A 13,199-nucleotide genomic window follows, 5' to 3' on the forward strand; every position below is an offset into this window, starting at 1 on the left:
TTAAAAATGCTAGTTGATAAAAGGTGATTTCATGGCAAATGAGCAAGTCCTAACAGCGGAACAGGTCATTGACAATACGAAGCGATATTTAAATGAAGAAGACGTGGCTTTTGTACAAAAAGCATATGATTTTGCAAAAGAAGCTCACAAAGAACAATATCGCAAGTCGGGTGAACCATATATTATCCACCCGATTCAAGTCGCAGGAATTTTAGTTGATCTAGATATGGATCCAGCAACAATTGCAGCTGGATTTCTACATGATGTGGTTGAAGATACAGAGATAACACTAAAAGATTTAGAAAAAGCTTTTAATGAAGAAGTAGCAATGTTAGTAGACGGCGTAACGAAACTGGGAAAAATTAAATATAAGTCTAAAGAAGAGCAGCAGGCTGAAAATCACCGCAAGATGTTTGTAGCAATGGCTCAAGATATTCGAGTCATACTGATCAAACTTGCGGATCGTCTTCATAACATGCGTACGCTAAAGCATTTACCGCAGGAAAAACAGCGACGCATTTCAAATGAAACGCTTGAAATTTTTGCTCCTCTTGCTCATCGTCTTGGTATTTCAAAAATTAAGTGGGAGCTTGAAGATACAGCTTTACGTTACTTAAATCCTCAGCAATATTATCGCATTGTAAATTTGATGAAGAAAAAGCGTGCGGAACGCGAGCAGTATTTGGCTGAAGTTATTGATGAAGTTCGAGAGCAAGTAGATGAAGTGTCGATTAAAGTTGAAATTTCAGGACGTCCAAAACATATTTATTCCATCTATCGTAAAATGGCACTGCAAAACAAGCAGTTTAATGAAATTTACGATTTACTAGCTGTGCGCATTATTGTAAATAGCATTAAAGACTGCTATGCGGTGTTAGGAATTATTCACACGTGCTGGAAGCCAATGCCAGGACGTTTCAAAGATTATATTGCAATGCCAAAACAAAATATGTACCAGTCTCTTCATACGACGGTTATCGGACCAAAAGGTGATCCGTTAGAAGTTCAAATTCGAACGTTTGACATGCACCAAATTGCTGAGTATGGAATTGCTGCTCACTGGGCTTACAAAGAGGGAAAAACAGCTGAGCATGCTTCATTTGAAGAAAAGTTGACGTGGTTTAGAGAAATTTTAGAATTTCAAAATGACGCAAACGATGCAGAAGAGTTTATGGAATCTCTAAAAGTTGATTTGTTTTCTGACATGGTTTACATTTTTACGCCAAAAGGCGACGTCATTGAGCTTCCTTCGGGTTCTGTTCCAATTGATTTTTCCTATCGTATTCATTCTGAAATCGGAAATAAAACCATTGGAGCAAAAGTCAACGGCAAGATGGTTACGCTTGATTACCGTTTGAAAACGGGGGACATTATCGAAATTTTGACGTCTAAGCATTCGTATGGTCCAAGCAAGGACTGGTTAAAGCTTGCTCAAACGTCTCAAGCCAAAAATAAAATTCGCCAATTCTTTAAAAAGCAAAGCCGCGATGAAAATATTGAAAAAGGCAAAGAGCTGGTTGAAAAAGAAATTCGTCAAATGGAGTTTGACTTAAAAGAAGTATTAACAGCTGATAATATCAAACGAGTAGCGGAGAAGTTTAATTTCTCAAACGAAGATGATATGTATGCAGCTATTGGGTATAACGGATTAACTGCGGCTCAAGTAGCTAATCGTTTAACCGAGAAGTGGAGAAAGCAGCGCGATCAAGAACAAGAGATCCAAATTGATGATATTGCACGCGATACTGCGGCTAAGCGTGTTCGCCAGCATAAACGAAAAGATTCCGGGGTTATCGTACCGGGTGTAGAGAACATGCTGATTCGCTTGTCTAAATGCTGTAATCCAGTTCCTGGAGATGAGATTGTTGGTTTTATTACAAAGGGGCGAGGAGTATCTGTTCATAGAGCAGATTGTTTAAACGTTCACACAGATGATGCTGAAAGCCGCCTTATTCCTGTAGAGTGGGAAACACATATTAAAGAAGGCAAAGAGTTTAACGTGGAAATTGAAATTTCCGGATACGACCGCAGAGGCTTACTAAATGAAGTTCTGCAGGTTGTAAACGAGACTAAAACGAATATTTCAGCCGTTTCAGGAAAATCGGACCGAAACAAAATGGCTACGATTCATATGTCAATTTCTATTCATAACATCAGTCACCTTCATAAAGTGGTTGAGCGCATTAAGCAGCTTCGAGACATTTATTCAGTTCGCCGAATTATGCATTAAGAAAGGTCGTTATAGATGAGAGTAGTCGTACAAAGAGCAAAGAATGCAAAAGTAACTGTTGCAGGTGAGACGGTCGGTGAGATTAAGCACGGATATATGCTTTTAGTGGGCATTACCCATGACGATACTGAAGCTGATGCAGAGTATGTAGCGGATAAAATTGTGAATTTGCGAGTGTTTGATGATGAGTCTGGCAAAATGAATTTGTCGCTTCTAGATGTAGAAGGAGAAATTTTATCGGTATCTCAATTTACGCTGTACGGAGATTGCCGAAAAGGCAGAAGACCAAACTTTATGGGAGCTGCTAGGCCAGATCATGCTGTAACGCTTTACAACTATTTTAATAAAGTATTATCAGAAAAAAATGTTCGAGTAGAAACCGGCGCATTTGGTGAAATGATGGACGTATCATTTACAAATGACGGACCGGTCACGCTTATTGTAGAAAGCAAAGAAAAAACGCAGGCTCACAGATGAGTCTGCGTTTTTTCTTTGCTTTGAAAGTAGTGATTTAATCCTTCAGCGATAGCGGACGTAATCATTTGCTGATAACTGATGGAATTAATATACGTTTCTTCCCGTTCGTTGCTTAAAAAGCCCAGTTCAATTAATGTACTCGGACGTGTATTTTCGCGAAGAACATAATAGTTTCCAAAACGTTCTCCTTTGTCTTTCAATTTTGCATGATTAATAAGGGACTGATGAATAGAATGTGTGAGTGGACTGTCCTGATGCTGATGGTAATAATACGTCATAAGGCCAGTTAGCTGTGAGCTGTTCGTACTGTTGTAGTGAATGCTTATAAAAGCATCTGCTTTAGTCGATTGCAGCGTGCGCTGTGAAAGTAGAAGGTACTCATCATGGGTGCGGGTTAAAATGACGTGTGCGCCTTCTTTTTGAAGTTTGTTTTGTAAAATAAGTGCTGTTCGGAGAGTGAGGTCTTTTTCATATGTGCCCTGTGTGCCGATGGCTCCTTTGTCTTTTCCTCCATGGCCTGCATCAATAATAATTGTTTTGCCCTTTAGGTGCCGCAAGCTTTTACTCAGCGTATAAACAGGCTCACGCTGCGCTACCTGCATGCTAGGCTGAACGCTGTGAAGCGCTACGGTTTTCGTGAATTTTTTAAACACCCATCCTTGAATATCCGAGCTTTCTACATAATACCAATCTCCTTGACGGTCTGAAACGGATAGTCTTGTATTCTTCGTCAATTTATTTGTAATTGAAAATGAACGTCCTGGACCGCTCCGTACATGAAGAGAGTCAGCTGTTACAATAATGGGTTGATGGACCGGTACATTTGGGCGCTCAAATGAGGAAGAGCACAGTAATAAAAGGATACTTGCAGCCAAAACAGATACAGACTTCATGTTTAGATGGCGAATAGATAGACCTCCTTTTTATAACAAAATAGAGTATTCGATGAAAATAAAAAAAATCCTTTCTCTTATGTAAAAACATCTTTTTTGGGCAATGCTAATAAAAGGATAAGTAAGTGTAGGCAGGGAGGAAGAAACGATGAAGTTTAGTGAAAAAGGTGAACAATCATTTCAGCAGGTAAATCCGGTATTTGGCATTCATTTTCATGATTTTATTGACAGAGAAAGTGAAGCTTCATCCCTTGAATTGGCTTCTGAATTTGGTTTAACGCTTCGAGATATTCAGAAACTAAGAAAACAATTAGACCGCTCTTAACATGAAAGGTGCTTGACAACTGCTCATTTCATTCGTAATATAGAAAGCAATTGCTAAATTAAAATGAATGTATAACATTTTTATATTGATAAGCCAAAGATCGAGAAAAGTAGTAAAGATGACACATGGCTAGAGAGGAAATGTCTTAGGCTGAAAGCATTTCTACATGATGACTTTATGAAAGAACACTCAGGAGGCTTCACTCTGAAAAGGGAAACTTAGTAGGAGATGAACGTGTTCGTGCGTTAACGAAATGAGTGGAAACATGTCATATGTTTCAATTAGGGTGGTACCACGTGAGATTAACTCTCGTCCCTACTATGGAAAAATAGTAGAGGCGAGAGTTTTTTTGTATTGTAAATTTTAAAAATAGGAGGCATATCACGTTATGTCAGTTCAAATACCTAGAGGCACACAAGATATTTTACCGGGCAAAGTAGAATATTGGCAGTTTGTTGAACAGCGAGCAAGAGAAATCTGCCGTGCGTTCAACTACCAAGAAATTCGTACACCAATGTTTGAACACACTGAATTATTTTTGCGCGGAGTGGGAGAAACAACAGATATCGTGCAAAAAGAAATGTACACATTTAAAGATCGAGGTGACCGCAGCTTAACGCTTCGTCCAGAAGGAACAGCTGCAGTTGGACGATCATTTGTTTCAAATAAGATGTTTGGAAATCCAACGCAGCCAACAAAGCTGTTTTATATTGGTCCTATGTTTCGCTATGAACGACCTCAAGCGGGACGTTTCCGTCAATTCGTTCAGTTTGGCGTAGAAGCATTAGGGGTAAATGATCCAGCTATTGATGCTGAAGTTCTTGCCCTGTTAATGAGCTTTTACCAATCGCTTGGATTGAAAAAATTAAAGTTGGTTGTTAACAGTTTAGGAGATACAGAAAGTCGTCAAGCTCACCGTCAAGCGCTTATTGACCACTTTGCACCTCGCATTGGAGAGTTTTGCAGCGACTGCCAAAGCAGATTGGAGAAAAATCCTCTTCGTATTTTAGACTGTAAAAAAGATCGTGACCATGAGCTGATGGCTACAGCGCCGTCTATTCTTGATTATTTAAACGACTATTCAAAAGAATATTTTGAAAAAGTACAGCAGTACTTAACCGATTTAGACATTGACTATGTTGTAGATCCGACGCTAGTACGCGGGTTAGATTATTATAATCACACAGCATTTGAACTAATGAGTGAAGCAGAAGGATTTGGCGCCATTACAACTCTTTGTGGCGGAGGCCGTTATAATGGGCTGATTCAAGAAATCGGCGGACCTGAAACACCGGGTATCGGATTCGCTTTAAGTATCGAACGCTTATTATCTGCATTGGAAGCAGAAGGAATTGAGCTTCCGGTAGAAACAGGCGTAGATTGCTATGTAGTAACCATGGGCGATGAAGCAAAAGAAAAATCCGTTTCAATTGTAAATACGCTTCGACGCGCAGGCTTTGTAGCTGATAAAGATTATCAAGATAAAAAAATGAAAGCTCAGTTCAAAGCAGCTGATCGTGTACAAGCAAAATTTGTTGTTGTTCTAGGTGAAGATGAGCTAGCAAAACAAGTTGTAAACGTAAAGAATATGGAATCTGGCGAACAGCAAGAAGTATCAATTGATCAATTGGTCAGCTATTTGCAAAAACAAGTATAAGGGGGAACCATGATGACAAAACGTTCATACTACTGTGGAGATGTAACAGAACAAGCAACTGGCGAAACAATTCTATTAAAAGGATGGGTTCAAAAACGCCGTGATTTAGGGGGATTAATCTTTATTGATTTACGCGACCGCGGCGGAGTTGTACAGGTTGTATTTAATCCTGAAAAATCTGCTGAAGCGCTAAAAATTGCTGAAGATGTACGTAATGAATTCGTACTGGAAGTGCAAGGAACTGTTGTGGCTCGTGAAGAGGGAACCGTTAACCCGAACTTAAAAACAGGTAAAATTGAAGTTCACGCTGAGCAGATTACGGTATTAAACAAAGCCAAAACACCTCCTTTTGCTATTGCGGATCAAACGGAAGTATCAGAAGATGTTCGATTAAAATATCGTTATTTAGACCTTCGACGTTCTGAGATGTTTAACACGCTTAAAATGCGCAATGACATTACAAAAACAATTCGTGACTTCTTAGATCAAAATGACTTTTTAGATGTTGAAACACCTATTCTAACGAAAAGTACGCCAGAAGGCGCGCGTGATTATCTTGTGCCAAGCCGCGTGCACGAAGGGGAGTTTTATGCTCTTCCTCAATCACCGCAAATCTTTAAGCAGCTGCTAATGGTAAGCGGAGTTGAGCGTTATTATCAAATTGCTCGCTGCTTCCGCGATGAAGACTTGCGTGCAGATCGTCAGCCTGAATTTACTCAAATCGATATTGAAACATCATTTTTATCTCAAGAGGACATCATGACAATGACGGAAGAAATGATGTCTAAAGTAATGAAGCGTGTAAAAGATTTAGATGTAACGACGCCTTTCCCGCGCATGTCATATGATGAAGCGATGAGTCGCTACGGTTCAGATAAGCCGGATACACGTTTTGAAATGGAGCTAGTCAACTTATCAGAGCTTGTGAAAGACTGCGGGTTCAAAGTATTTAGCGCAGCAGTTGAAAACGGCGGAGAAGTAAAAGCAATTAACGTAAAAGGTGCCGCTTCTAGCTATTCACGTAAAGATATCGATGCTCTAACAGAGTTCGTGAAAATTTACGGTGCTAAAGGGTTAGCATGGCTGAAAGTTGAAGCTGACGGCTTAAAAGGACCGATTGCAAAATTCTTCAATGAAGATGAGCAAAAGCAATTTGCTGAAGCTCTTCAAACGGAAGAAGGAGATTTACTTTTATTTGTAGCTGATAAAAAGTCAGTTGTAGCAGATGCACTTGGCGCTCTCCGTCTAAAGCTTGCAAAAGAACAAGGAATTATTGATGAAACGAAATTTAACTTCCTATGGGTAACAGATTGGCCTCTTCTTGAGCATGACGAAGAAGACAACCGTTACTACGCGGCTCATCATCCATTCACGATGCCAGTTCGTGAAGATTTACCAATGTTAGAAAGCGATCCTGGACAAGTCCGTGCACAAGCATATGACTTAGTATTGAATGGTTACGAACTTGGCGGAGGATCTTTACGTATTTACGAGCGTGATATTCAAGAAAAAATGTTTAAAACGCTTGGATTTACATTAGAAGAAGCATATGAGCAGTTCGGTTTCTTACTTGAAGCATTTGAATACGGTACTCCTCCTCACGGCGGAATTGCGTTAGGTCTTGACCGTTTGGTTATGCTTCTAGCAGGACGCACAAACTTGCGTGATACAATTGCCTTCCCTAAAACAGCAAGTGCAAGCTGTCTATTAACAAACGCACCTGGTGAAGTAAGTGAAGCGCAATTAGACGAGCTGCATTTGCAGGTAAAAAAGCAAAAAACAGAAGCGTAATCGATTGAACCGTCCGTTAAATCGAGCCTGTCACTGGAACGTGACAGGCTCGATTTTTTTGTTTTACTTATTAATTGCAAAGTGATTTTTTCTGTGATAAGATACTTTCAAGAACTAAATAGTCCTGATGTGTTCGTCCTTAATCCAGTTTTGACCGAACAATTTTTTGCTTGGGAGCTCGGAGTTTTTAACGAGCGTACATGCCTCATCTCGAGGACTTACAATGGTTAAAGCAGAGCACCCACCTGCCGAGAGCGGGTTCAAAACGAAGGCACTCGAGACGGCACGATCGGGACTAGCATACATATAAGAAATCCTCTATGTAATTATTTGCATAGAGTTTTTTTTATGGATAAATAACGAATGCTCATGTTCGTTTTGCTAAAAATATGGTATAGTCAATTTCGTTGTTTATTTGAATTAATCATACACGTTGGTGTATTTAATAGAGGAGTGTTTTAACATGTTGCATCAGTTTTCGCGTAATGAACTGGCGATAGGAAAAGAAGGGCTAGCTACTTTAAAAGGCAGCACAGTTGCTATTTTAGGGATAGGAGGAGTAGGGTCATTTTCTGCTGAGGCTTTGGCTAGGTCAGGAGTAGGGCGTTTAATTCTTGTAGATAAAGACGATGTTGATATTACCAATGTAAATCGTCAAATTCACGCGCTGCTTTCTACGGTAGGTCAGCCCAAGACAGAATTAATGAAAAAGCGTATTTTAGATATTAACCCAGACTGTGACGTCGTTTCTCTTCAAATGTTTTATACGGAAGAAACATATGAAGAGTTCTTTAGTTACAAACCGGACTTCGTAGTGGATGCATCCGATACGATTTCGTATAAAATTCATTTAATGAAAGAATGTTTAAAACGTGATATTCCAATTATTTCAAGTATGGGTGCTGCGAATAAAATGGATCCAACACGTTTTAAAATTGCAGACATTTCAAAGACACATACAGATCCAATTGCAAAAGTAGTTCGTACTCGTCTGCGTAAAGAAGGAATTCGCAAAGGAATTAACGTCGTTTTTTCTGATGAACGTCCAATCGTTATTCGCGAAGAAGTTCGCAAAGAAGTAGGAAACGATCAAGCGCAAATTCGCAAAGCGAAAATGCCTCCATCTTCTAATGCTTTTGTTCCATCTGTAGCAGGATTAATTATGGGCGGTCATGTTATCAATGAATTATTAAGTGATATTAAGATTCGCCGCGTAGGTGATGAATAAAAAGAAGGCTATCGCAGCCTTCTTTTTTTTATGGGAATATCTGTTCTATTTATGCTTTGGATGGAATCTTCTGTTTGATATGTATAAAAAGTACTAATAAATTGAAAAATATGGCTTGATGGTGAATTTACACTGTATTAAAAAAAGAGATTTATGTAAATTTATTTAACGCTTTATTTACATAAAATTTACGTTTTCGCTTTCTTTCTTTTGTTTCTTCTACAGCAATATTCAGAAAGTCTTATATATCAAGGGTTTTGATAGAAATAAGAAAAAATAAACCCCAAATAAGTAAGTTTACAGTAACTTAAAATTCACTTCATATAAAGACAACAATCTACTCGTATAATGTGTCTTGTACCTGTTGTTCGAGTACAAAGGACTAGTACTAATTACACATATATTTATTGGAGGGTAATGTAATGAAAACAAAGGGTTTTAAAGTAACATTAGCAGCTTTTTTAATGGTAGGAGCACTAGCAGCATGTGGTAAAGACGGAGCAAGCAACGACAGTGGTTCGGGCAGCAAAGAAGAAGTGTCAGGTACGTTAACAGCGGCGGGATCTACAGCTTTACAACCACTAGCAGAAGAAGCAGCGAATGGAATTACTGAAAAATATCCAAACCTTTCAGTAACGGTACAAGGTGGAGGTAGTGGAACTGGTGTTAACCAAGTAGCATCAGGAGCAGTTGACATTGGAAACTCTGACGTTCCAGCAGCCGATAAAATTGAAGATAAATCAAAAGCAGATAAACTTGTAGATACGAAAGTAGCGGGCATCGGGTTCGCACTTGTTGTAAATAAAGATGTAAAAGTAGAATCGTTAACAAAAGAGCAAATTCAAAAGATTTTCTCTGGCGAAATTAAAAACTGGAAAGAAGTTGGCGGAAACGACGAAAAAATTAACGTAATCAACCGTCCAGCATCATCTGGCACACGTGCTACATTCGAGAAAACATTAATGGGTGACGCAAAAGTAAATGACAGCGTTGGTACAGCTCAAGATTCAAACGGAGCGGTTGAGCAATCAGTAAACTCAACGCCAGGAGCAGTAAGTTACCTTGCTATGTCGTATTTAATTGGCGATAAAAAAGAAAGTTTAAAAATGCTTAATATTGATGGTGTAGAGCCAACAACAGAAAACATTGTTTCTAAAAAATATCCGTTTTGGTCTTATGAGTACATGATTACAAACGGTGAGCCAAAAGATGGTGCAAAAGAGTATATTGACTACGTAGCTGGTAAAGACTTTGCTAAGCAAGTAGAAGATATGGGATATATCCCAATGACTGAGTTCAAAAAATAAGAGTGTTTTTAAAAAGAATAGGGCTGACTAACACAGTCAGTCTTATTCTATTTGAATGTTAATAAAGTATATAGCGAATAAAAAGAAAAGCGAATATATACTGAATATGTAAGGAGACAGAGCGATGAAGGGGAAAAAATCCATTAATTATGTAAAAAGCGAATACATTGGCCGTACGCTTTCTACATTTTGCGGTATTTTAATTGTACTTGTTACGTTAGCTATTATCGTATTTATTTGTGAAAAAGGCATACAGTCATTTTTACAAAGTAATATATCAATCGGTGAAATGTTGACTTCAACAAAATGGAGCCCAAACAATAAAGAATACGGGGCACTTGTGTTTATTCTGGGTTCCATGCTTGTATCAATCGGAGCCGTTATTATAAGTGCTCCAATTGGAATTGCTATCGCCATTTTTAACAACTATATTTCGCCTAAATTTGGTTCAACGGTTTTACGACCAGTTTTAGAACTTTTAGTCGGAGTTCCTTCAGTGGTATACGGTCTTTTAGGGGTTACAATTTTAGTGCCGCTTCTTCGCGATAACTTCGGCGGAGTGGGCTTTAGTTTGATTGCCGGAATTATTGTCTTAAGCGTCATGATTCTTCCGACAATTGCAAGTATTGCTGACGATGCAATTCGAAGCGTAGCACCTGAATATTTAGAAGCTTCTTATGGACTAGGTTCAACAAGATGGCAGGCAATTAGCCGAGTCATTATTCCATCTGCTAAAACAGGTATTTTAACAGGTATCGTGTTAGGGCTTGCCCGCGCATTCGGAGAAGCGCTAGCTGTTCAAATGGTTATCGGAAACACGGTTAAGCTTCCTGAAAGCTTATATAGTCCAACGGCAACATTAACAGGTATTTTAACAATGGATATGTCTAATACGTTAAACGGAACGGCATGGAATAACGCATTGTGGACGTTAGCCATGATTTTACTGCTTATTTCTTTCGTGTTCATTTTAATTATCCGAGCAATTGGGAAACGAGGTGCTCATCAATGAGAAACAAAAATGCACGCACAGTAAATAATATATGGACAGGTATCTTTTATGGCATTGCCGCTCTAGTTGTGGCGCTATTAGTGTATTTAGTTGTTGAAATTATTGCTAAAGGCTGGGGATTTTGGGATCCGAACTTTTTATTTGGAAAGCCAAGCAATACGATGGCAGGAGGCGGTATCGGACCCCAGCTGTTTAACTCGTTCTACATGCTTGTTTTAACGCTGATCATTTCTATTCCTCTTGGTTTAGGAGCCGGAATTTACTTAGCGGAGTACGCGAAGCAAGGCCGTTTCTTAAATTTCGTCCGCTTATGTATTGAAACAATGGCGTCATTACCGTCCATTGTAGTTGGTTTATTTGGATTATTAATTTTTGTCACATTTTCCGGCTGGGGCTATACGCTTATCGGTGGAGCACTTGTGATTACAATTTTAAATTTACCGGGTTTAACGCGCGTATGTGAAAGTGCGATTGCATCTGTTCCTGCGAGTGTAAAAGAAGCAAGTTTAGGGTTGGGTGCGACTAAATGGCAAACAATTGTCAAAGTCGTCATTCCATCAGCGATTCAACAAATTATCACAGGTGTTATTTTAACAGCGGGACGAATCTTTGGAGAGGCAGCTGCGCTGATTTATACGGCTGGCTTAACGACGCCGATGTTAAATTCAAATGCTGACTTAACGAGTCCTGTAAACCCGTTTAATATTTTTCGACCAGCAGAGACGCTTGCCGTCCACATTTGGAAATTAAACTCTGAAGGAATTGTACCTGATGCAAGATTGATTGCAACAAAGTCAGCTGCTATTCTAATCATTATGGTTCTGTTGTTTAACATAGTCGCTCGTTTAGTCGCTAAACTTTTAGACAGCTACTTTAAAGGTTCAACAAAAATGAAAAAACGAAAAGACGTTAAAAGTGCAGCTTAATAGATAAAGACAAAAAAGAAAATGGCTTTGAAACTGAGCAACAGTTTCAGCCATTTTCTTTTTTTAATGTCTCTAAACGATTGAAAACTTTTGAAAAGTATTTTTCTTGTCCATTTTGTTTAGGATGAAAATATTGTTTATTTTTGATGCGATCCGGTAAATACTGTTGAAGGACCCATCCGTTATCAAAATCATGCGGGTATTGATATTCAACGCCTCGGCCAAGGTTCTCTGCTCCTTTGTAATGAGCATCCTTCAAATGAGGAGGAACGTCGCCGGACAGCCCTTTTTTAATATCACTTATCGCTTCGTCTAATGCTTTGTAAGCAGCGTTGGACTTCGGTGATAGGCAAAGCTCAATAACGGCGTTTGCAAGCGGGATACGTGCTTCTGGAAGTCCTAATCGCTCAGTTGCTTGAATAGCTGCGAGAGTTCTCATGCCGGCATCCGGATCAGCTAGTCCAATGTCTTCATAGGCAATGACTAAAAGGCGACGATTGATGCTGATCAAGTCTCCTGCTTCAATTAGCCGTCCCAAATAATGAAGAGCGGCATTTACGTCGCTGCCGCGAATCGATTTTTGAAAAGCCGATAATACATCATAGTGAGCGTCTCCATTTTTATCATGTGAAAAATATTTTTGCTGCAGACATTCTTCTGCCGTTTGTAAGGTAATAACGATTTTACCATCGCTTTCACCTGTTGATAAAACAGCCAGTTCCAGAGCATTCAAAGCCGAGCGCACGTCACCGTTACAGCTGTTGGCAAAGTGGTTCATGGCGTCATCTTCTACGATAATTTTTCTATCCCCAAATCCGTTTGATGAGTCGTTGAGTGCCCTTGTTAGCGCCATTTTGATATCATCTGGCGTAAGAGATTTTAGTTCGAAGATTTGGCATCTGCTTCGAATAGCAGGATTAATTGCGTGATAAGGATTACTTGTTGTCGCTCCGATTAGAATGATCATGCCATTTTCTAAGTAAGGAAGCAAAAAGTCTTGCTTGGCTTTGTCAAGCCGATGAACTTCATCTAACAGCAGAATTACTTTGCCTGACATTTTGGCTTCTTCGGCGACAATTTCCATATCTTTTTTATTATTTACAACGGCATTTAACTGACGAAACGCCGTGTTGGTTGTTTTTGCAATAGCTGTGGCAATTGTTGTTTTTCCAACGCCTGGAGGTCCATATAAAATCATCGAGCTTAAGTGATTTGCTTTTACCATTCGATAAATCATTTTATCTTTGCCAACTAAATGCTGCTGTCCGATAACGTCATCTAAATGAGTCGGACGCATTCGAAATGCGAGAGGTTTTGTAGCCATGTTTTTCTCCTTTCTTTTCTTTCACTGTA

The 13,199-nt window shown here is 39.2% G+C and carries 11 protein-coding genes, 1 other RNA gene and 1 other annotated feature; of the genes, 10 read left to right on the forward strand and 2 right to left on the reverse strand.

Annotated features, from left to right (window positions below):
* Positions 1-31 precede the first annotated feature (31 nt).
* A complete protein-coding gene (locus tag ACFX4N_RS21075; protein ID WP_013059308.1) occupies positions 32-2,230 on the forward strand; it encodes a RelA/SpoT family protein in 2,199 nt (732 codons plus the stop codon).
* A gap of 15 nt (positions 2,231-2,245) precedes the next feature.
* Positions 2,246-2,707, forward strand: a complete 462-nt coding sequence (gene dtd, locus ACFX4N_RS21080) for a D-aminoacyl-tRNA deacylase (protein ID WP_013059307.1) — start codon at positions 2,246-2,248, stop codon at positions 2,705-2,707.
* Here dtd and ACFX4N_RS21085 read toward each other — a convergent pair.
* A complete protein-coding gene (locus ACFX4N_RS21085; RefSeq protein WP_057274053.1) occupies positions 2,698-3,600 on the reverse strand; it encodes an N-acetylmuramoyl-L-alanine amidase family protein in 903 nt (300 codons plus the stop codon). The genes dtd and ACFX4N_RS21085 overlap by 10 nt on opposite strands.
* Positions 3,601-3,748: 148 nt before the next feature.
* On the opposite strand from ACFX4N_RS21085, the gene ACFX4N_RS21090 reads away from it, so the two are divergent.
* The 8 genes from ACFX4N_RS21090 to pstA all read left to right on the forward strand — a co-directional run bounded on the left by ACFX4N_RS21090 (position 3,749) and on the right by pstA (position 11,846).
* Positions 3,749-3,925 (forward strand): hypothetical protein, encoded by a 177-nt coding sequence (locus tag ACFX4N_RS21090; protein WP_013059305.1) that lies wholly within the window; start codon positions 3,749-3,751, stop codon positions 3,923-3,925.
* An 87-nt stretch (positions 3,926-4,012) separates the two neighbouring features.
* Positions 4,013-4,245 (forward strand) — a binding site (T-box leader).
* A 68-nt stretch (positions 4,246-4,313) separates the two neighbouring features.
* Entirely contained in the window at positions 4,314-5,582 is a 1,269-nt protein-coding gene (gene hisS, locus ACFX4N_RS21095) for a histidine--tRNA ligase (RefSeq protein ID WP_016765628.1), read from the forward strand.
* Between the two features lie 12 nt (positions 5,583-5,594).
* Complete coding sequence (aspS, locus tag ACFX4N_RS21100; protein WP_057274052.1) at positions 5,595-7,373, forward strand: aspartate--tRNA ligase; 1,779 nt, start codon at positions 5,595-5,597, stop codon at positions 7,371-7,373.
* Between the two features lie 118 nt (positions 7,374-7,491).
* Positions 7,492-7,673, forward strand: a non-coding RNA gene (ssrS, locus tag ACFX4N_RS21105) — 6S RNA.
* Positions 7,674-7,836: 163 nt separating this feature from the next.
* On the forward strand, positions 7,837-8,601 hold the full coding sequence (locus tag ACFX4N_RS21110) for a tRNA threonylcarbamoyladenosine dehydratase (RefSeq protein WP_013059302.1): 765 nt from the start codon (positions 7,837-7,839) through the stop codon (positions 8,599-8,601).
* 422 nt (positions 8,602-9,023) lie between these two features.
* Entirely contained in the window at positions 9,024-9,908 is an 885-nt protein-coding gene (locus tag ACFX4N_RS21115) for a phosphate ABC transporter substrate-binding protein PstS family protein (RefSeq protein WP_013059301.1), read from the forward strand.
* A 124-nt stretch (positions 9,909-10,032) separates the two neighbouring features.
* On the forward strand, positions 10,033-10,920 hold the full coding sequence (gene pstC / locus ACFX4N_RS21120; protein ID WP_013059300.1) for a phosphate ABC transporter permease subunit PstC: 888 nt from the start codon (positions 10,033-10,035) through the stop codon (positions 10,918-10,920).
* Positions 10,917-11,846 carry a phosphate ABC transporter permease PstA gene (gene pstA, locus ACFX4N_RS21125; protein WP_013059299.1) on the forward strand — a complete coding sequence of 310 codons (930 nt, stop codon included), beginning with the start codon at positions 10,917-10,919 and terminating at the stop codon, positions 11,844-11,846. The genes pstC and pstA overlap by 4 nt, the downstream gene beginning before the upstream one ends.
* Positions 11,847-11,892: 46 nt before the next feature.
* Here pstA and ACFX4N_RS21130 read toward each other — a convergent pair whose 3' ends face one another.
* Positions 11,893-13,170, reverse strand: a complete 1,278-nt coding sequence (locus ACFX4N_RS21130) for a replication-associated recombination protein A (protein ID WP_013085092.1) — start codon at positions 13,168-13,170, stop codon at positions 11,893-11,895.
* Between the last annotated feature and the right edge of the window lie 29 nt (positions 13,171-13,199).

The organism is Priestia sp. YIM B13551 (assembly GCF_042787905.1).
In the GTDB taxonomy this organism is placed as follows: domain Bacteria; phylum Bacillota; class Bacilli; order Bacillales; family Bacillaceae_H; genus Priestia.